Origin of the sequence: Burkholderia cepacia, assembly GCF_001718835.1 — a bacterium.
Lineage (GTDB): Bacteria > Pseudomonadota > Gammaproteobacteria > Burkholderiales > Burkholderiaceae > Burkholderia > Burkholderia cepacia_F.
Genome location: NZ_CP013444.1, coordinates 1,186,896 through 1,207,017 on the forward strand (window position 1 = coordinate 1,186,896; position 20,122 = coordinate 1,207,017).

General features: G+C 66.0%; 18 protein-coding genes. 5 read left to right on the forward strand and 13 right to left on the reverse strand.

The features are described from left to right. Positions 1-108 precede the first annotated feature (108 nt). From WT26_RS25625 to WT26_RS25635, 3 genes are read right to left on the reverse strand one after another with little or no spacing between them, the layout of a single operon-like run. Positions 109-1,347: an RNA-binding domain-containing protein gene (locus WT26_RS25625; RefSeq protein WP_060293092.1), complete on the reverse strand. Its 1,239-nt coding sequence runs from the start codon at positions 1,345-1,347 to the stop codon at positions 109-111. Between the two features lie 8 nt (positions 1,348-1,355). After that, positions 1,356-4,010 (reverse strand): TrlF family AAA-like ATPase, encoded by a 2,655-nt coding sequence (locus WT26_RS25630; protein ID WP_060293104.1) that lies wholly within the window; start codon positions 4,008-4,010, stop codon positions 1,356-1,358. 14 nt (positions 4,011-4,024) lie between these two features. After that, positions 4,025-4,225: a CopG family transcriptional regulator gene (locus WT26_RS25635; RefSeq protein ID WP_060293093.1), complete on the reverse strand. Its 201-nt coding sequence runs from the start codon at positions 4,223-4,225 to the stop codon at positions 4,025-4,027. 665 nt (positions 4,226-4,890) lie between these two features. On the opposite strand from WT26_RS25635, the gene WT26_RS25640 reads away from it, so the two are divergent. Beyond that, positions 4,891-6,177, forward strand: coding sequence for a Wadjet anti-phage system protein JetA family protein (locus WT26_RS25640; RefSeq protein WP_230461735.1), 1,287 nt, complete (start codon positions 4,891-4,893; stop codon positions 6,175-6,177). Between the two features lie 396 nt (positions 6,178-6,573). Further along, the gene (locus WT26_RS25645; protein WP_230461736.1) at positions 6,574-7,005 is read left to right on the forward strand and encodes a GNAT family N-acetyltransferase; all 432 of its coding nucleotides are present in this window, start codon (positions 6,574-6,576) and stop codon (positions 7,003-7,005) included. 25 nt (positions 7,006-7,030) lie between these two features. Here WT26_RS25645 and WT26_RS25650 read toward each other — a convergent pair whose 3' ends face one another. After that, entirely contained in the window at positions 7,031-7,420 is a 390-nt protein-coding gene (locus WT26_RS25650; protein ID WP_069274217.1) for a VOC family protein, read from the reverse strand. Between the two features lie 105 nt (positions 7,421-7,525). Further along, positions 7,526-9,562 (reverse strand): squalene--hopene cyclase, encoded by a 2,037-nt coding sequence (gene shc / locus WT26_RS25655; protein ID WP_196774825.1) that lies wholly within the window; start codon positions 9,560-9,562, stop codon positions 7,526-7,528. A 64-nt stretch (positions 9,563-9,626) separates the two neighbouring features. Between shc and WT26_RS25660 the strand changes: the two genes are divergently transcribed. Both WT26_RS25660 and WT26_RS25665 read left to right on the forward strand, forming a co-directional pair. Further along, complete coding sequence (locus WT26_RS25660; RefSeq protein ID WP_059803097.1) at positions 9,627-10,322, forward strand: TetR/AcrR family transcriptional regulator; 696 nt, start codon at positions 9,627-9,629, stop codon at positions 10,320-10,322. 144 nt (positions 10,323-10,466) lie between these two features. Then, positions 10,467-10,694, forward strand: a complete 228-nt coding sequence (locus WT26_RS25665) for a hypothetical protein (protein ID WP_230461737.1) — start codon at positions 10,467-10,469, stop codon at positions 10,692-10,694. 148 nt (positions 10,695-10,842) lie between these two features. On the opposite strand, the gene WT26_RS25670 is transcribed toward WT26_RS25665, so the two are convergent. The 3 genes from WT26_RS25670 to WT26_RS25680 all read right to left on the reverse strand — a co-directional run bounded on the left by WT26_RS25670 (position 10,843) and on the right by WT26_RS25680 (position 12,946). After that, positions 10,843-11,640, reverse strand: coding sequence for a hypothetical protein (locus WT26_RS25670; RefSeq protein WP_196774826.1), 798 nt, complete (start codon positions 11,638-11,640; stop codon positions 10,843-10,845). 47 nt (positions 11,641-11,687) lie between these two features. Continuing rightward, the gene (locus WT26_RS25675) at positions 11,688-12,296 is read right to left on the reverse strand and encodes an acyl-homoserine-lactone synthase (RefSeq protein ID WP_069274220.1); all 609 of its coding nucleotides are present in this window, start codon (positions 12,294-12,296) and stop codon (positions 11,688-11,690) included. 206 nt (positions 12,297-12,502) lie between these two features. Then, positions 12,503-12,946 carry a DUF4902 domain-containing protein gene (locus WT26_RS25680; RefSeq protein ID WP_069274221.1) on the reverse strand — a complete coding sequence of 148 codons (444 nt, stop codon included), beginning with the start codon at positions 12,944-12,946 and terminating at the stop codon, positions 12,503-12,505. A 73-nt stretch (positions 12,947-13,019) separates the two neighbouring features. Between WT26_RS25680 and WT26_RS25685 the strand changes: the two genes are divergently transcribed. Beyond that, positions 13,020-13,739, forward strand: coding sequence for an autoinducer binding domain-containing protein (locus tag WT26_RS25685; RefSeq protein WP_069274222.1), 720 nt, complete (start codon positions 13,020-13,022; stop codon positions 13,737-13,739). Between the two features lie 33 nt (positions 13,740-13,772). On the opposite strand, the gene WT26_RS25690 is transcribed toward WT26_RS25685, so the two are convergent. From WT26_RS25690 to WT26_RS25710, 5 genes are all read right to left on the reverse strand, one after another. Further along, positions 13,773-14,480, reverse strand: a complete 708-nt coding sequence (locus WT26_RS25690; RefSeq protein ID WP_021162348.1) for an MgtC/SapB family protein — start codon at positions 14,478-14,480, stop codon at positions 13,773-13,775. A gap of 349 nt (positions 14,481-14,829) precedes the next feature. After that, a complete protein-coding gene (locus WT26_RS25695) occupies positions 14,830-16,377 on the reverse strand; it encodes a TolC family protein (protein WP_069274223.1) in 1,548 nt (515 codons plus the stop codon). After that, positions 16,364-18,478, reverse strand: coding sequence for an FUSC family protein (locus tag WT26_RS25700; RefSeq protein WP_069274224.1), 2,115 nt, complete (start codon positions 18,476-18,478; stop codon positions 16,364-16,366). The genes WT26_RS25695 and WT26_RS25700 overlap by 14 nt, the downstream gene beginning before the upstream one ends. Further along, positions 18,459-19,508 (reverse strand): multidrug transporter subunit MdtN, encoded by a 1,050-nt coding sequence (gene mdtN / locus WT26_RS25705; protein WP_069274225.1) that lies wholly within the window; start codon positions 19,506-19,508, stop codon positions 18,459-18,461. Before mdtN ends, WT26_RS25700 begins: the two co-directional genes overlap by 20 nt. Next, positions 19,505-19,798, reverse strand: coding sequence for a hypothetical protein (locus WT26_RS25710; protein WP_059522388.1), 294 nt, complete (start codon positions 19,796-19,798; stop codon positions 19,505-19,507). The genes mdtN and WT26_RS25710 overlap by 4 nt, the downstream gene beginning before the upstream one ends. Between the last annotated feature and the right edge of the window lie 324 nt (positions 19,799-20,122).

The window sequence follows — 20,122 nt, forward strand, 5'->3', positions numbered from 1 at the left end:
CATTCCTGCCGGTTGTCACAATCAACGAGGTGGCGTCGGTGTGCGCATGAATCCCGAGCCGGTGAGCGTGCGGTGATCGTCGCACGGATACGAAGCGGCGTGGGATGTTCAGGCACGCGGCAGGACCACCCGCACATGGTCTTCCGTTGCTTCGAAGGCGGGTTCGATGCCGGCTGCGGCCCTTACCAGCGGAACGATCTTGTTGCGCACGCCCATACCTCTCGCGTCCACGTAGCCGTAGTCGCGCAGTACGCCGACGATTGTGGTGTTCCTGGGCGAGCGTTGTCCGGCAAGCATCTTTTCCACGGTCATCGAATTTTGTAAGGCGCCCGGGCTGAGTACTTCCAGGCGATTGGAGTAGGCAACGATCTCGACTTCGAGATTGCGAGTCCAGTCGCGATGCGCGAGTGCATTGACAATCGCCTCGCGAAGCGCATCAGGTGGGTAGTGCCAGATGCGCTCGCGCCGTAGCCCGTCTCCCAGGTCTTCCCCTTCGGTACTGACGAGAGGTTGACCCTGCATACGATCCAGCAGATCTTCTATCAGACCGTTTTCGACGACTTCGCCGAGTCCGCCACCTTCGCGACGTGCAAACCGTCCGACGAGTGGACCATCCAGCAGCGTATCGTCGAGTGCCTGGTAGCCCTTGTCGATGCCATTGAATACCATCCAGCGGATGCCAGCCTGGCGCAGAAAACGGCGTGGTGAGCGTCCGAACAGCACCAGTCCGGCGATGCTGCAGACGGGTGTACGGCCCTCGACGTCGGTCATGAACCCGAGCCCTACCAGGCGCTGCTGCCAGGCGTCATCGGTCTGCGGTAACTCGCGGTCACCGGCAAAAGTCACGAGGTAATCTTCGAGCCGCGCGCGATCGAGTGCGTCGAGTGCGGCGCCGGATACCGGCAAGGTTTCGCTGTGAAAGAGGCCGCCCGTTGCAAAAAGGCGGGCTTGGGTCTCACGATCCGCGAGCCGGGACGTGCTGCCGACGCGAATGTAGATATCTTCCCGGTTATTGTGGCGAAGCACATAGGGTTTGCTCGTGCCCATCGTGAAGGACACGACACCGACACGAAGACCGTCGTCCATGGTCACAACTTCATAGAAGGGCAGCAGCATCGGATGCACGTGTGCAAACACCGCATTCATGACCCACGTTTCGAGATCCTCGCGCTGGATGCCGGAGATCGTTCCGTCATCATCTACACCCAGCAGGATCATGCCGCCGCGCAGGTTTGCCATCGCGACAATTTCACGGGCAAGCGCTTCGGGGCGCAGGTCGTCGCGCTTAAATTCGATGCCGGAATTCTCTCCGTTGGCGACAATCTCCAGCAATTCCGTCTTGAGCATGGTCGTTCCTAGAATCCGTATTTCTCTTTGCGCTGGGAGAATGCCTCGCGACCGCCTTCCAGAATGTCGGCCACGCGCTCGCGGATCTGCGGGACGTCAATGGAACCCTGCGCGTCAGGAGACATATGTGCCTGCGCCTCGGATGCCGAAAATATCCCGATCCACTCTGCGTCGCCGAAGACGGGGATGTTCGCATTGTGGGTGGCAAAGAGGAACTGGCGCTCAGTCTTGGCTTCCCTCAACTGAGTCACGATTCGCTCGGCGATGAATGCATTGTCCAGGTTGTCCTCGGGCTGGTCCATGATGAGCGGATCATCGTTGTCGAGCAGCAGCAGGTGCAGGATTGCCGTGCATTGCTGTCCAGTGGATAGCTGATCCAGCGGCTTGAATACTTCGCCCTGATGGGCAACATTCAATTCGATCAGGATTCGGTCCTGTAGGTCGATCTCTTCGAGTTCCAGTACGCGGCCACGGTCGAGTCGCGCGAGGGCCTCGACGACTGAGTTCTGCATGCCCCAGTCGTAGGTCAACGTCTTGAGCGCGGATTCCCCTTCCCGGATGGCCTTTACGAGGGCAGGGATGGTCAGCTCATCACCGGACTGGTCGATCCACGCGAGCTTCTTTTCACCGAGACCGGGTAGCTGCAGCAGCAGTTCTTTCAGCGCCCGACGCTGACCACCAATCTTGAGATTCAGCCTTAGTTTGCCATCAAGCTTGCGATTGAGCTTCTTGACGGCGGTGCGTAGTTCATCGCTACGTCTGTCGCGCACTTGGGCGAATTCGTCCAGCAGGTTACGTCGCTGGGCTTCGAGTTCTCCCAGCAGTCTGTCGATTGTCGCCATTCGGGCTTCACCCGGGCGGATAGTTTCGATTTCGCGCAGCAGTTCCTGATAGGCGCGCCCGACATCGCGACCTGGTTTGCCAGCAAAGGCGGGCAGGCTGGCAAAAACCTTTTCGAGGGTCGCCGACTCTTCGGCGAGCCGCGCATTGAGTTCCGTCTGCTGCGCCCTGATGGCTGCGTTGTTTTCACCATGCAGTGTGCGCAAATTCACCAGTTGCTGTGCGATCTGCGTTCGCAGGGTATCAAGTGCATGGCGAATCCGGGCGAGTATGTCCGCATGCGGCATTCCTTCCAGAGCCTTTTCGCTGAGGAAGGCAGTGTCTGGAAGGTTACCTTCGAGAACGGACAGACCTTCTCCGACGCGATCCATTTCTTCACTTGCCCGCAGGGAAAGCTGCCGCTCGCGCTCGAGTTTTGGCACCAGCGCGAGCTTGTCTTCGAGTCCGAGTGACTGGAATTGCTGAACCTGCTCCATGAGTTTGGGCAGACGTGCGACCTGGGCCTGCAGATCATCCTTCTGCCGGGCGGCTGCCAGCAGTTTTTCCCGGTTCTCTGCCAGTCGCCTGCCGACCGTGTGAAGCTCGCCCGTCAATGCAGTGCCGCTGGGCATAAAGCGGTTGAGAATCGCCGTCTGGCTGGCAGGGTCGCGTGCGAGCTCGAAAATCTCGTTCTGGCCGTAGATCTCGATGCGGGGCAGTAGGTCATGCGGCTGCAGGGTCGACACCTGCCCATCGTCATCCTTGACGACGGGTGGTTCTCCATAGCGGCGGGAGATGAGATATCCGCGACCGTTCTGTGCGTGCGAGCATATCGACAGTTCAATGCGACCACCTGCGCCGAGATTGGCCTTGACAATGTCCTCATGCTGCCGGCGTGCCGTGGCGGCACGCGGTGGCAGATCGAGCGCGTACCGCAGACATTCGATCAGCGTGGACTTGCCGGTTCCGCGACCGCCGATCACGGTATTCAGGTGCGCAGATAGGGCTATTGCGATGCCGTCGAGGTATCCCCCATGAAAATTGATCTGCTCAATTCGCGAGTAGTGGGCTTCGGGCAACTGACCGAGCCGGATGCGTGACTCAGGGTCCTTGAATGCTGTCACGAAGCCTTCGAAGCCCGGTCGCGTCATCTTGATCCAGCAGGTCGCGCCCGGGTCGGCGAGATCTTCCGGTTTGGCGACATCCTTCGCGTTAAGCACGGCGATGGGATGTACGCGGCGATAATCCGGGTTCCGGTTCAGGATGATGTCGCGGTAGTTGACAGGCAGGTCAGTGGTCGGCCCCGGTATTTGTCCGGCCTTGACCAGCATTTCGTCTTTCCAAACGTGCGACAGGCCTCCGCCGTCCTGATTAAGCCGCAGCAGGCCGTTACTCCCCGTCATATGTGCGGCATACCAGAACCCGCCGAGATCAAAAATGATTTGGGCAAGATCTAGGCAAGTCTTGCGTGATGGTGCCACGGTGTCCTGCACCTGCGTGAGATCGAGCTTGCCCAGATAGCGGTTAAGCTGATCCCGGGTAGTACCCTCCGGGAACAGGCACACCATGTGGATCTTCTCGCTCGAGGCGATCTCGAACCCGGGAAAGACGACGATGCCGTGCGGCTCGAGAAAGTTTCGCAAACCATCGAGAGCATCCACGTTGCCATGGTCGGCGAGACCGACAATCCTTATCCCCCGGGCGAAACACTGGTCAAGCAACTGCTGGTTGTAGTCAGCTTCGCTCAGCCCGTGGTCACTGCCGCGATATCGTGCCTGGTAGTCCGACGGATTGACCTGCAGGGCGCAGCGCCAGAATCGCGCCATCGTGTACTGGGCAGGCATGAGAACCTCGTTTTTCATGGGCGCGCCTTGCCTTCCGAGCGGTAGTTGGTCAAAGGGGCTGCCGGACCCTGACGCAGAAGTTTATCTACGGCCTTGCGCACGAGCCATGCAACGCTAACATCCTCCTGCTGCGCAATCGCCTGCAGCGCATCGAGTTGGTGTTTGGGCAGCGTGACGGTCACGCGTTTGATTTCCGGGTCGATTGGACGGGTCATTTTTGATTGCTGCAACTTGCATCAGGGCGCATAATTTTACTGCAAATGTCCTGCACCGGGCGCTGGAATCGCAGGAGAAGATGGGGGCGTCGGGCCGGGGCGGGACTGGAGCAAAAACTGTGGACGCGTTGCGTTGACCCGGCGAGCAAAAGTCGCGATGGCTAGGTCGCCTAGAAGCGATAACGCCGCAGATTGGGCATCGAGTCCCACGATAGGCCAGATGCGGCAGCATGCCAAACCCGGAGTCACGGAAAGCTACCTTCTTTCGCTATTGAATTAGTACAACATGGAGCACGGCGGCGAATATCAAGAAACAAGATGCCTGGCGTCGGGACACCGCACCAACCATTGGTTCACCGAGGCCTGGGCCAAGATCATCGAGGCAGGCGAGATGTTCGTGTTCGACAGCGACCATATAGGACCCAACGGGAGTTACCGTTCGTGACAGCGGCTATTGAGCTTTATCATAGTGGCGGCTGAGCAGCCATGGCCGGCATGGCACCATACCCCGGGGCAACCATTCCATGAGTCAACCCGCGTTCTTCGAGGCTGAGCGCAAGCGTTTCTTCCGACCCCTGAATAGCTCCCGTAGGGAGTTCGTTGTCGCTTGCCTCCGTGCCCTGTATGAGCGCCTGCACGGGCCGGCAGCTGACTACGCGCACACGATGACGCGAGATTCGCTGCGCGAGCTCCTCATGGCAGTCGCGCGAGATAACCCCGACAGATTGATCACAGAAGCAGAAGCCGACGAGTTCAGTATCGCTGACGATGAGCCTCTACAACTGACAAACCTCGTGATGAGGACGCTGCTTACCGACGGTTGGCTCGAGCAGTTCGCCGACCGAGAGGGGTTGGTCACGGCGTTCCGGTTCTCACGCCCGGGCAAGCTCTTCGCCGAGGCGCTGTGGACGCTGGACCGCCCGAGCCGAAGCCGGCAGCGAAACATGCGCGGTTGCCGAAACGCCTTGGAAGCGGCCCTGCAGCCTCGCGGTGACGCCCATGACCTGGTCGACGCTTATGAATACGCCGAGAAGGTCATCGAGGACCTGACTGAGGGCATCGACTATTTCCAGGAGCTTGTGCGCCACCTAATGCAGGCCGCATCGGCGCAGCGCCAGTGGGGCGAGTTCGTTGAGTTCCTCGACCGGTTCCAGCGGGAGTACTCCAAGCAGTTGACCGCGGACAACGCGATGCTAAACCGGCAGGCCATCCGTCAAAACTTGGACAGGCTTCGCCAGGTAAACGACGCGAAGTTCAGCCGAATGGACGAGCAGCTTCACGACATTGCACACTGGGCAGTGAAGGAGCACACCGGTGCCTCGGTCTATGAGTGGCTCCTCGGCCGCATAGAGGCCATTGTCGACGCCGCCTGTGAGACCAAGCAGCCCGGCTTTCTCAAGGCGATGGAGACCTACCTGAAGCGCATCAACGGGTTGGCGATGCAATCGCTGATGCTGCGAGCAGGTCAGACCCGCCATGCCTATTTGCAAGGCATTCAGCGCGTGGCGCAGGCTGAAGACAGGGAGGAGCAGGACCGGCTTCTCCGGCACTACGGCGCTTACCTCACCGATGCTGAGGTCCGTCTGCTCGACCCGGCCAGCTTCAGGCTGCGCACCGCGACGCAGCGCCGCAAGGCCGTCACCGTGACCATTCGACCGCGGGCTACGCGAGAGGAACGCCTCGCAGCCGTTCTCGCACGCGCAGAGGCAGAGGCTTTCTCACTCCCGAACGAACTTGTGGCCGAAGGCCTCCGCGCGGACCTGCGCATCTTCCGGCATCCGGTGAGGCTCTCAGCTCTTCCAGCCGAAAGCGCGGAAGATGTGCTCAAGGCTATGCAGGCTGTCGAAGCTGCGCGGGCCAGTGGTGATGACTTCTTGGTGCGCAGGCTGCCCACGCGCCTGGACAATCCGGCTTATTCCGGCAGTGACTACGAAATCGAACTGAAAAAATGAACTTGTCCTCCGTCATTCGCGACCAACTGGCGCTGATCAACATGAAGCAGGAACGCTTCCGGGAGCTGCTCATTCGACTTTTTTCCTACGGCGTCAGCTGGATGTGGCGCGGGCGGGGTGGCCAATGGGCACATCCTGTCCGGTCATTTAGGGGCAAATGCTGAACTTTCGGATCCTCTGTTGCCGAAATGCGACGCTAATATGCCAAAGAGTCGCGAGGGAATTCAGCGTAGGTTTTGGCGTAGGTTTGCAGGCGAAGGCTCGCCGCAAAAGGCCTCTTCACTACTTTGAAGAAAACGAGTGACGCGCATCGGCGCGTCGCCGTGACCTGCATTTCAATGCGGAGCTTCGGATCGCCGCGGTACGCAATCGAAGCCGGTTCGTCCGGCTTTTTTCATGCGTCGTGCCGATGGTGATGCGCGGCGAGATGGTCGCGTGCGCAACGTTTTGCGGCGGCAGTGCGGTCGACGAAATAATCCGGGCAACGAATTGTTGATCGGCCTCTGCGGCTGGCATCACGAGAAGCGGGACGGTCATCCGCTGGCGCCTTGTGTGGAGATCGCATGGCGGCAAGCGCGTGCCGCATGGGGGCACGGGTACATGAACGAAGCAGCGTCGTGCGTACTGGCCGACGGGTTTCAGCGGATCGGGCTGGCGGACATCTTCGCGTGGACGGCGGATGCCAATCTTCGATCGCAACGCCTGATGCAGCGTATCGGCATGCAGCGGCAGCCCATGCTGGATTTCGACCACCCGGCGCTTGCGGGCGGGCATCCGTTGCGCCGGCATGTCGTGTACGTCGCGTGGTCGCGCGCGGCTTCCCGCTGACGGATCCGCGTATCGATGCGTCGGCTCATCGAGGCCACGCGGCGTTTTGCAGCACGATCCGGTAGCCGTCGAGGTCTTCGAACGTCTGGCCGGACGCTTCCCAATACGGATTGAGCGCCGTCACGCGGACGAACCCGTGCGCCGTCGCGCGGTCGCATGCGGCCTTCCACGTTTCGCCGTCAGGCAGATAGAAGACGATCAGGTCTTCCGGCGTCGGGGTCGGCGCGACGGGGTGCGTCTGGCAGTGCGTGAACTCGAAGTGGTAGTCCATGCCTTCGCGCCCGAGCATCACGCCGTCGAAGCCGTCGTGGTCCTGAAACCTGGCGAGTACCGCGAGCCCGAACGCATCGCAATACATGCGCTCGGTTCGGGCGAGGTTGCTGACCGGGCGGGCAATGCGCAGATGGGCATGCATGAGCGGGGATGACGCGGTCGGCGAAGCTGCAATGATAGGCCGCCGGCCGGCGCGCAGCACGCGCGGCATTCTCCAGATGCCGCGTGTGCCGGCCGGGCCGCGCAGTTACGCGACAGCCGGATCGGCGATCGTTGCGGCCGTACCGGGGCCCGGCGCGGATGGCGCGGTCTGCGCACCGGCGAGGCGCCGATAGCGCGCAAGCGCCCACAGCGGGAAGTACGCGGTATAGCCGTGATACTTCAGGTAGAAGATGCGCGGGAAGCCGGGCGCATTGTGGGAGCGATGCCACCAGAACCCGTCGTCCTGCTGAACCGACTGCAGATACGCGATGCCGCGCTTCACCGAGTCGGACTCGCAGTCGCCGAACGCCATCTGCGCGAGCAGCGCCCACGCGGTGAAGTTCGACGTGCTTTCGCCGCCGTTGGTGCCGCCCAGCTTCGGGTCGATATAGCTGTCGTTCGTCTCGCCCCAGCCGCCATCCGCATGCTGGTGCGCGCGCAACCAGTCGAGCGCGCGTGCGATATACGGCTGCGACTTGTCCTCGCCGGCGAGCGCGAGGCCGGCCAGCACGCTCCACGTCCCGTAGATGTAGTTCGTGCCCCAGCGGCCCCACCAGCTGCCGTCGGGCTGCTGCGTGCGCTTCACGTATTCGATGCAGCGCGCGAGCGACGCGCGTTCGTCCGCGCGTTTCGTCACGCCGAAGCACAGCAGCACGCGGCCCGACACGTCCTCGGTCGGCGGATCGAGCAGCGCGCCGTGATCGGCGAACGGGATCGCGTTCAGGTACATGCGGTCGCAGTCGGCGTCGAACGCCGCGAAGCCGCCGTTGCGCGATTGCAGCCCGCGCATCCAGTCGAGTGCGCGCGCGACGCGTTCCGCGTAAGGATTCTCGCCCGATGTCCTGGCCTGCGCGCGGCCCCGGCGGTCGAGCATCGCGGTGACGACCGCGGTGTCGTCGATGTCGGGGTAGTACGGGTTCGCGTACTGGAATGCCCATCCGCCCGGCTGCGTGCCGGGCCGCGCGTTTTCGCGCCAGTCGCCTTGCAGGTCGTTCACCTGGCGTTCGGCCAGCCAGTCGTACGCGCGCGAAATGCGCGCGTCGAGGTCGCGATCGGAGACCTGCGCGTCCGGCGCGGCGGGCGTCGCGCCGCGGGACTGTTCGAGCGCCATCGTGCTCCACGCGGTATCCCACACCGGCGACAGGCACGGCTGGCAATACATGCTGCCGTCCGGCCGCGTGACCAGCAGTTTTTCCAGCGCGTTCTCGCAATCGCGCCGCAGCGGATGATCGTCCGGGTAGCCGAGCACCTGCATCATCTGGTAGCTGTACACGATCGGCGGGAAGATCCCGCCGAGCCCGTCCTCGCCGTTCATGCGTTCCGCGCACCATGCCTCGGCGTGGCGGATCGCGCGCTGCCGCAGGCCCTTCGGCATCAGCGGCTCGACATGACGCACCGTGCGGTCGAGCGCCAGAAAGAGCCTGCGCATGCCCTTGGCGGGCGGAAAGTAGTGGCGCTCCTCGTCGGGCGGCGTGACGAACAGCTCGCGGATCGAGACGTTGCGCGGGTTGCGGGCGCGCGCCTTCAGCGAGCACAGCACGAGCAGCGGCACCATCGTCGTGCGCGCCCAGTACGCGACCTTGTACATCGAGATCGGCACCCACTTCGGGAACAGCACGAATTCGATCGGCATGAACGGCGCCGCACGCCACGGCACCTGGCCGAAGGTCGCGAGCAGGATGCGCGTGAACACGTTCGAGCGTGCCGCGCCGCCGAGCTTCAGGATCGCGTCGCGCGCGCGGACCATGTGCGGCGCGTGCTCGCTGTCGCCGGCCGCCTTCAGCGCGAAGTACGCCTTCACGCTGCACGACACGTCGGGCTCGCCGTCGACGTACAGCGCCCAGCCGCCGTGCGTGTCGAGCCGCTGGTTCGCGCGCAGGTAGCGCGCCATTCTTTCCTGGCGGAGGTCGTCGATCTTGTCCATGAAATGCATCATCAGGATGTATTCCGCGGTGATCGTCGCGTCGGATTCGAGTTCGAAACACCAGCTGCCGTCGGGCTGCTGGAGACGCACGAGGGCGTCGCGTCCGCGGGCGATGGCGGTGTCGAGCGCGGACGGGGAGAAGGCGTGGTTCGGTTTCATGGCGCGAATAATACCATCTGGATGGAATGTTTGATCGGAGAGGGGGCGATGCTAAGATCCGCCTATGAAAAAACATCCCGACACAGCGCCGCGCAACGCGTCCATGCAGGCCGAAGTGGCGAAGGCCGCCAGCGCACACGCCGCAGAACGAGCATCGACGCCAGCCGCGTCGGTCGCTTCCGGCGTGCGGCGCAAGAAGGCGCCGGAGCAGGTGCGCTCGCAGCTTCTCGCTGCAGCGTCGGATATTGCCACCCGGCATGGCGTGCAGGCGCTCACGCTGGACGCGGTGGCCGAGCGCGCCGGCGTGACCAAGGGCGCGTTGCAGTATCACTTCGCGAACAAGCAAGGGTTGCTCGACGCGCTCTTCGAGCAAACGGTCGCGCGGTTTTCCGGGCAGATGGCGGAACGGATCGCCGCGGATCCGGAGCCGGCCGGCGCAGCTTCGCGCGCCTATATGCACACGATGCTCGACCAGAAGAATCCGGCGGCCAGCACGGATGTGCTGCGCGTCCTGGTTGCGTCGATGGTGAGTGAACCGGAGGCGCGCGAACGCTGGTCAGCGCCGATCAGCGAATTGAGCCGCCCCGACCCGGTGCCGCTCGAGCAGGCCGCGACGCTGATGATCTGCCGGCTCGCCGCCGACGGCCTGTGGCTCTGGGATCTGCTGGGTTGCCAGCGCATGCCGGATCAACTGCGTGCGGAAATCATCCGGCAACTGGAGCGCATGACCGTCGACGCAGGTTCGGCGCCGACACGATGACGGATGTTGGGCTCGTGTGCGCGCCGATGATGCGCTTGCCGCACGTTGGGACGAACCCGGTTGCCGGTAAACAATGTGAACGATCGTAAGCCGGAGCTTCGACGGCCCGTCGCAGGGCCATACCGTCAGTCTCGATGGGCGGCAGTGCTGGAAAGCCTGTTCGGATTCGTCGCGAAGGGCACGATGGCGCTGGCTGCGCTGATCGCCGTGGTTCTTGCGATCCTTTCCGGCGAGGGGCTCGAACTCGTCAGTCTGCCGACAACGAAAAAAGGATGGATGCGCTTGCTGCTCGTGCTGGCGGCAGTGATTGCGCTCGTCTTTGCCGTGTTTTACTTCATGGAGCCGGGCAGCGCGGATTTCGCTGGCAAGTAGTGCGGTGCGCCGCGCGCAGGCAATAAAAAAGCCCGCTGCTGGAGCGGGCTGAATCCATGTTTGGAGACATGGAGGAGACAGACGTGAATTTAAGGGAAAACCCTAGCGTCGGCAACCGGCAATCGATCGTCTGTTGTATTCCTGCAACTCAATGGGCCCGGTGCGCACGCATGTCCATGCCGCGCGCCCGATTGCTGCCGAGCCGTTCGTGGGCGATCGGCAACGCGAATTTGTCGCGCATCTCCGTCTCGATCCATGCACAGGCCTCGCGCGCGCAGTCGTTCAATTCGTGCCGGGTCGCGTGCCCGTCGATGTCGTAGACGAAGCGCACGCCGACCTCGTCGTCGGCGACCTGTCGCTCGAGCTGGTTGAGCTGCAGTTGCGGCCCGTGCTGTTGCGACAGCGCGCGCAATTCGTCGAAGTGATATTCGAGCCAGTCGGCAAAAAACAGCGCGTCGCTGTGGCACGGCAGCCGGAAGGCCGCGCTGCGCGACAGGCGCGCGGTGCCGTCGGCGCCTGCGATCAGCGCGGGCGCCGGGTCGTGCCGATCGTGTTTCGGGCCGGCTGCCGAGCCGGCGACGGGCGCGAGCGGGTGCCGGATGTGCCGGTAAGGCTCGCGATCGCGCAGCGCATGCCACAGCAATTCGTCACCGGCGGCGCCGGATGGCTGCATCGTCAGGTCATGCCGGCCTTCGCCGGCCGGGGCGACGTCGCGGATCACGAGGCGCAGCGAGCAGAGCGGCTCGTCCGCGACCAGCAACGTCGCCGCACGCGGCAGCCCGCAGACCAGCGGCGCCGCGCCGGCGGCACGGAACACGAGGCCGCGACGGTCGAGCCGCACGAGCGGCAGCGGCCGTGGAAACGACGGGTAGGCGACCGCGATGCGGGCGCCGCTGGCGCTCGTCAACCCGGGCATCATCGCGCGAAAGACCTGAGACTGGTCCACGTTGATTCTCCTTCGAATACGATTGCGCCCGAGCGGCATGGATGTGCTCAGGCGGCGATGGCTTGCCGGGCGGCCTGCCCCGGCTCGATTCCTAGTGCGGCAAACGTTTGCGGATCGATGTCGATCCAGCACGCGACCACCATCCTGCCGTCGATCATCTTCGGCGGGCCTGCGCGGTGCGCGTGTATGCCGATCCGTCGGAACAGCCGCTCCATGCTCGCGAACGTCACGCCGATCAGCTGCCGCGCGCCGAGCTGCGCCGCGCATTCGACGACGGCCGCGAGCATCGGGCGCACGGCCCACGCGGCGGCTTCCGCCGAACCGGCCTCGCCCGTCGCGGCAAAGCGCGACAGCTCCCACACCGCGGCCGACTGCGGCGGCGTCACGCCTTCCGCGAGCAGATCCGCGAACAAGGTATTCAGCAAATAGGGGCTCGTCGTCGGCAGCAGGCGCGCACATCCGCACATGTCGCCGCCGGCGTTTCGCGCGAACACGTAGACGGTATCGTCGCGATCGAACTGGTCGCGCTCGAAGCTTTCGTTCGCCGACGGGAGCGCCCAACCGAGCTGTTCGACGAACACACGGCGCCGATAGCGCCCGAGATCCGCTGCAAGTTCGTGTGGCAACCGCCCTTCCTCGTGAACGAAGGTCCGCATGGTGTCCTCGGGTCTTTGCTTGGAGTGCGTGCATTACAGCGCGCGTCCCGAGGGGGGGTAACTGGTAACTCTTACAGGTGACGAGCGAAAAAAACCGACCGCGACGTGGTAACGGTTTCTTGATCAACGGGATTGAAAACCGTGCCGCTTTTGCTTATAAAGAGCGCCTGGGCGTCAATCGTCGGATGAATTCCTGCATCGGGTCGTCACTGGAGCGTCGGCCGGGCATGATGCGCGTCGTGATGCGCGAAGACGGCGGACGCGACGGCGGCGGGCCAGTCGAGGCGGGCGAGGCGGGCCACGAGCGCGGCGGCCGTGCGGAGCATGCCGATATCGGCACCCGTGGCGTCGACGGCCATCACGTTGCTGCGGACGTCGCCGCCCGCGATCACGAACGTGCCCGTCGCGCGTTCGAGGTACCAGTCCCAGCCGACCGTCACGTAAGCGACGCCGGCGCGGGCGGGACGTTGCCACTCGGTGTAGCCGGCGAGGCGGGCATCGACCGCGCAGTTTTGCAGCTCCGCGAGCAGCGCCGGATCCAGGCCGCTTGCGACATGGTCGAGCGCAAGCACGGCCAGTGCGCTTTCTGACAGGCGTACGTAGCCGTCCGGGGACGGGCCGGGGACCGGGTGCAGCAAAGGTGAAGTCATGCGCGGAATGTATCAGCGTCGAACGGGTGCTGGAACCTGACAAGTATGACAGCGTGACGCTGTCGGAGAATGAATGGAACTGCGCTGGCAGGATGCCTATCAACAATTCAGTGCCGCGGAAGACGAGCAGCAGCTCTTCCAGCGGATCGCCGCCTATTCCAAACGGCTGGGATTCGAATACTGCTGTTATGGCATTCGCGTGCCGCTGCCGGTATCGAAGCCGTCGGTAGCCATCTTCGATACCTATCCCGACGGCTGGATGGCGCACTATCAGGCGCAGAACTACATCGAGATCGATTCGACGGTTCGCGACGGCGCGCTCAGCACCAACATGATCGTCTGGCCGGACGCGGACAAGGCCGGCGCGTCGCCGCTGTGGGCGGATGCGCGTGCATCCGGCCTCGCGGTCGGCGTCGCGCAATCGAGCTGGGCGGCCCGTGGCGCGTTCGGCCTGCTGAGCATCGCACGCCATGCCGACCGCCTGACGCCGGCCGAAATCAACATGCTGACGCTGCAGACGAACTGGCTCGCGAACCTGTCGCATTCGCTGATGAGCCGCTTCATGGTGCCGAAGCTGTCGCCGGCAGCGGGCGTCACGCTGACCGCGCGCGAGCGCGAGGTGCTGTGCTGGACGGCCGAGGGCAAGACCGCGTGCGAAATCGGCCAGATCCTCAGCATCTCGGAGCGAACGGTCAACTTCCACGTCAACAACATCCTCGAGAAGCTGGGCGCGACGAACAAGGTCCAGGCGGTCGTCAAGGCAATCTCGGCCGGGCTGATCGACGCGCCCTGACGGGCGGCGCGGGCGCGCGCGGTTGCGCCCGCGTCACTCCATCATCGGCTCCGCTTCCTTCGCGGTCCAGCTCACGCTGGAAATGCTCTTCTCCATGCTCATCCGGCTCGCGATCTGCTCGAGCTTCTGCTGATCCTTCGGATGCAGCTTCAATGTCGCGGTCACCTTCAGCCGGTCCGGCTGGTCGGGCACGTCCTCGCTCGTGAGGCTCTGGAACGACAGCGGCTTCGCATACATCGAGTTCGACAGCAGCGTGCGGATGTGCACTTCGTCGGCGGTCAGGCAGATCACGGTGATCTGGTATTCGCGCACGAGATCGGCGTTCGACACCGGGGTTGCGTTGATCGCCTGACTGACGCCGCGCAGCACGGTATTGGTGAGGAGTACGACGCCCGTGCCGGCAAGCGCGGGCACGTAATGACCGGAGCCGGCCAGTACGCCGACGGCGGCCGAGCACCACAGCGTCGCCGCCGTGTTGATGCCCTGGATCGAACCCTTGTCGCGCATGATCACGCCACCGCCGAGAAAGCCGACGCCGGACACGACGTACGCGGCGATCTGCGTGACCCCCGCGACGCCGTTGCCGGTCAGCACGCCGAGCGTGACGAACAGGCATGCGCCGCTCGCGACGAGCGTGATCGTGCGCAGCCCGGCCGTGCGCTGGCGCATCTGGCGTTCGAGGCCGATGGCGACGCCGCAGGCGAATGCGGTGAAAAGACGGAGTGCGAAATCGAAAGTCATGGTTGTCCTGCCGTACGGGGCGCGCATGCAGCCCGGCATCGCGTCGACACCCGGCCGGGCGGCGGCGCGATGGCGGTCGCCGCGCGGTACTGTACCGCGCGAATGCGTCATTCAGTGTGAAACGGTAGGCGTGCGGCTCGCGGAACGCGAGCCGGGCAGGAGAACTGCGTCGGACAGGCGTTCAGGCGGCAAGCGGCGCACGCAACGGAGTGCTGCAACTGTCCACGATGGTTCCTGAAGGAAGAATGGGCGGCATTCTAGTGGGCGGCGCTCGGGCGCGTCAACCCGGTCGGCGGCGGGTTCGGCGGCGGCCGGGAGGCGGCGCGGCGCAAGCCGTCTCCCGCGCCGCTCATTGCGCGGACCCGATCGTCCCCGTGGCGAGTGCGAGCGAGGCGGCGGCCGACAACGCGCCGCAGTAGCTGTCGACGTCCGCATTCTTCGCCGCGAGCAACTGGCTTTGCGCGATCGTCGCATCGGTGACCGAACCGACGCCGTTCCGGTACGCGGTCAGCGCCGCGTCGTAGCTCGTCTGCGCGGCATCGACGAGCGCCTTCGCGGCGTCGTGCGACGCAAGGCTCGTCTGCACCGCGTTCTGCGCGGCGACGACCTGGCGGACGGCTTCCTCCTTGGTCCGCGTGAGTCGCGCGGACGCGCTTTCCGCGTCGTTGCGCGCCTGCATCAGCACGGCCGAGCGCAGGCCGCCGTCGTACAGCGGGATCGTCACGCCGAGGAACACGCCGCCGCCGTAGCGGCTGCCGTTCAGGTTGACGGTCGGCGACTGGTCGCCGATCGCGGGCAGCGCGGAGATGGACGTGCCGCCGCTCGCGTACGACGTCGACGCGGACAGGAAGATCTTCGGCATGAACGCGGCTTCCGCGGCCTTGATCTTTGCGCGATTGGCTTTTTCAAGCGCGAACGCGCCCTGCAGGTCGGGGCGGCGCGCGATTGCGTCCGACACGATCGAATCGACCGACGCGCGCAGCGCCGGCGGCAGCGGCCGCTTCGGCAGCGCGGCGATGGTCGGTTTCGACAGCGGCGAAATGCCGAGCGCGGAGACGAGGGCGAGGTAGCTGTCGCTCTCCGCGCCGTTCGCCTGCACGAGCGCGAGGTTCGCCTGCGCGCGATTCTGCGTCGCCTGCGCGAGCTCGACGACCGTGCCGACGCCGTGCTTGAGCCGCGCGCGGGAGGCCGCGAGGATCGCGTCCGCGTTCGCGAGGCCCTGCTGCGCGCTGAGGGCGCGCGAGCGCGCGGCTTCGTAGCGGTAGTACGCGACGGTCACGTCGTGGATCACCTGCTGGTGCACGGCCGTGAACGCGACGTTCGATGCGATCGACGCCTGCTCGGCCGCCTCGACGCGCGCCGCGCGGCCGCCGAAATCGAACAGCAGCCATTGCAGCGACAGCGCCGAGATCGTGCCGTGAACGGTGGTGTCGCTCGAGCCGGTGCCGAGCGGCGTCGAGGTCGAGCCGTGGCTGCTCTGGTAGGCGCCCATCGCGGTCGCGGAGAGGTGCGGCAGATACGCGGTCTTCGCAATGCCGACCGCGAGCGCCGCGTTGCGCGCGTCGTTCCAGGCGATGCGGGTCAGCGGGTTCGCCGATTCGGCGAGATCGATCAGTTCGGGCAGCGTATACGCGTGCGTGGCATCGAGCGCGGCCGGCGGCGAGACCGACGCGAGCGCGGGCGACGCGGGCAGCGTGTAGTCGTGCGGCGCGCGCGGCGCGTGTGAGGGCGCCGCGCCCGGCACGATGTCGCCTGCAGCCGACGTTTGCGGCTGCCATGGGCGGTCGGACGCCTCCGGCGCCAGATCGATCGACGACGTCGCGCAGCCGGCCAGCGCGACGGCGGTCGCGAGGGCGGCGGCGGCGATCGAGGCGGCCGGCGGTTCAGGTAGGCGCATGGGGGGCAGGCTCCTTCGGTGTGGCTTGACGGGCGGCGTCGGCGATGTGCGCGAGCCGCGTGTCGATCAGGTTCAGCAGCGCGTCGCGCGCGGGGTCGGCGCGCTCGCCGGACGGTCGGGACGACGGCGGGGCGTCGGGGCGCGCGTCCGGCGCAGGCGGCCGTGCGTCGTCGGGCGTGCGCGCGGCGGCGGGCGCATGACGCTCGGCGCCCGTCTCTGACTCCGCGTCGCGCAGCCCGGCCACGCGCGCGAGCTGCGCGGCGATCGCCGTGTCGCCGGGCCTGCGTTCCGCGAGCAGGAACAGCGGGCCTTCGAGCGCGCCGAGTTCCGCGAGCGCGCGCCGCCGCGTGGCGAGCCACGTGGCGGCCGGCCGCACCCACGACGGTTCGTAGTGAACCAGCCCGAGCGCCTGCGCGATCGCGCCGTGGCGGGCGAACGCGTCGGCCGCGAGCGCGCGCCGCTCGGCCGGCTGCGCGACCTGCGCGAGGCGCCGCCACTGGTCGGTCAGCGCGGCGAGCCCGGCGTCGATCTGCTTGCCGATGCTGACGGGCCAGATGCGCGTGAACACGAGATACACGACGACGTTGCCGAGCAGGATGCCGATCGTGCGGTCGCGCGCGATCGTCAGGTCGAAACCGGGGCCGGCGCCCTGGATCACGCACAGGAAAAACGCGAACGCGATCTGGAAGCCCGCGTACGCGATGCGCGGCGAGCCGAATGCGACCCACGCGGCGAGCCAGCCGCCGGCGAACACCAGCGCCATCAGGTGGCCGACCGACGACAGCGACGGCACGACGAAGACGAGTGCCGCCGTGCCGAGCAGCGCGCCGACGATGCAGCCGAGAATCCGCAGCGTGAGCTTCTCGACCGTCTCGGCCGTCGAGCCGAGCGACACGATATAGCAGGTGACGACGCAGGTATGGATGCCCGACCAGTCGAGCTGCGAATACAGCAGGTAGCAGAAGATCGCGGCGGCGGTCGTCTTCAGTGCGTAGCGGATGTGGTCGGGGTTGGTGCGCGCGTCGGGCAGGAAGAAGCCGCCGCGCGGCGCGGGCGGCGGCGCGGTAGGTTCGGCGGCGTTGCACGCGGCGCTCGCGTTCGCGTCGACGGGCGGCGCGGCGGCCGTCGCGCCGGGTTCCGCGAAGCGCGTGATCGCCGCGTGCAGGTCCGTCGCGACGACGCGGGCGAGCGGCGCCAGCGCATCGGCCGGCGGCAGCGTGAGCGTCACGTCGACGGGGTAGCCGCCCTGGTCGAGGATGTCGGCCATCTCGTCGAGCGTCGCGGCGATCGGGGTGGCGTACGTGCCGGGCAGGCGCGCGCCCGGTTCGCGATCCGCCAGCGCGACCGCGACGAGGATCGCCGTGCTCGATGCCACGGCCTGCCGCAACGCCGCGAAGTCGGCGGCGGACGACGAGCCTTCGAGCGTCGACAGCTTGAGCCACGTGAGCAGCTGCTTGTCGCCTTCGTGAAGGCTGGCATCGAATGCGTCGCGCGCCGCATCGTCGCCGCGCAGCCGCTGCGCGGCGAGCCGCAGGCGCTTCGCGAGCTGCGCGTGCGCGAGCTTGCGCGGCGACGGCGCGATCAGCAGGTTGACGACGATCGCGACACCGACGGGGATCGCGATCGTCAGCCAGATGTACAGCAGCGCGCGCGTCGCGGCTTCGCCGAACGGCGCGAGGCCGAGCTGGTCGAGCCCGAAGCCGACGATCATCGCGAGGATCGCGCCCACCGGGCGCAGCTTGCTGGCGGAAGTCAGGTACAGGAGGGCGACCGACAGCACGGCCATGCACGCGACCCGCAGGATCGAATAGTCGATGCTGAAGATCGCGATGCCGAGCACGAGCCCGATCACGATCGTGACGATCAGCAGCAGCGCGGCCGCGAGCACGACGCTCGTCACGCGGTCGGCACGGATCATGAAGAACACGACGTACGCGGACAGTGCGGCTTCGGGCGTGCCGTATGCGGCCGTCACGAACGCGGTCAGCGCGCAGATCAGTGCGACCCGCGCGGCGATCGACGCGCGCCCCGGAAACGGCGCGAGCAGCCGCAGGACTTCGCGCGGGCCCGGCGAGCGAACCTCAGCGGCAGGCAGTGCCATGCCGGACCTCGACGATCGCGCTGGCGCCGACGCGCACGAGCGTGCCGTCGGGTTCGTCGAGCTTCACGCGCACCGGGAAGCGCTGCGCGACGTGCACCCAGTTCACCGAGTTCTGCACGATCGGCAGCGAGCGCGGCAGGTTGATGCGCGCGCTGTCGGCGATGCCTGCACCGATGCCGACGACCTTGCCCGTCAGCGGGCGGCTGCGGTCGATCATCGAATAGACGGTCGCGCAGTCGCCGACCGCGATGCGGCTCAGCGACGTCTCGCGGAAGTTGCCGACCGCGAACCATTCGCGCGCGTCGATCAGCGTGAAGATCGACTGGTTCGGCGTCAGGGTTTCGCCGGCGAGTACCGACAGGCCCGTGACGAGGCCGTCGTGCGGCGCGCGCACCACGGTGTCCTCGAGCGCGTGCTGCGCGCGCGCCAGCGCGGCCTCGCGCGCATGCAGCGTCGCGATCGCGTCGGCTTCGTCGCCGATCGTCTGCGCGGACGCGCGTTGCTGTTCCTGCGCCTGCGTGAGCGACACGGCTGCGTCGCGCTGGCGAACCTTCGCCTGGTCGAACTGCTGCGCGCTGACGTAGCCCTGCGCGGCGAGCGGTGCGAGCCGGTTCACGTCGCGCGTCGCGAGATCGTGGTTCTGCGTCGCGCGCTTGACCTGCTCGGCGGCCACGGCGGCGTTCGAGCGCTCGCCGATCAGCGAACGGCGGCGCGTGTCGAGCGACGCGCGCGCGAGCTCGAGGTCGGCCTGCGCCTGCGCAACCGTCAGCCGGTACGGCACGGGATCGATGACGTACAGCAGGTCGCCCTTCGCGACGCGCTGGTTTTCATGCACCGCGAGCTGCACGATGCGGCCGCCGACCGGCGACGCGACGTGCACGACGTCCGCGTCGATCGACGCGTCGTCGGTGGACGGGTAGGCCGTCGTGCGGTGGTACGCGTACGCGAGCGCGGCGATGCCGAGCGCGACGATCGCCAGTGCGATCACGCGGCCTTTGGTCGAGGGTTGGCTGATGCCGGCGAGTTTCATGCGAACGGCCCCGTGCCGGTGAGCCACACGATCACGGCGACCACGAGCCCGATCGCGGTGCAGACGGCAAGCTGGTAGGGCACCGTGGCGGCCCAGCCGGTCGCGACGAAGATACGGTGCGCGACGATCGCGCCGACGACACCGACGATCGCACTGACGAGCCAAAGCGGGAAATACGCGCCGAACAGGACGTACGACGGTGCGCCGCGCGATGCGCAGCCCGCGAGCGGCAGGGCGGGCGCCAGGACGGCGGCGACGCGCACGGGCGCGCGCGGCGTTGTTTTTCTCATGGTGTGACGAGCTTGACGAATGGGGGCCGGGCGCGCCGTGGCGACGATTCCGGGATACGGAGCCGATAATAAATCAGCGCGACGTGGACGGCCAGCCGGGGCTTGTTCGGCATCCGCGATGGCGGGCGGCGCTTTCGTCAGGGCCGCGCGACGCGGGCGCACGGACGTATAGGGCTGCTTATGACTGCAAGGACGCGGAAGGCAAGTTGAATCGATGCGTTTGATGCGCCGTCGCGATCGAATCGGCGCGCGAACCGCGCATTCCCGCGTGAACCGGCGTGAACCGGCGTGAATCCGCGCGATCCTGCCGGCCGGGCCCGTCAT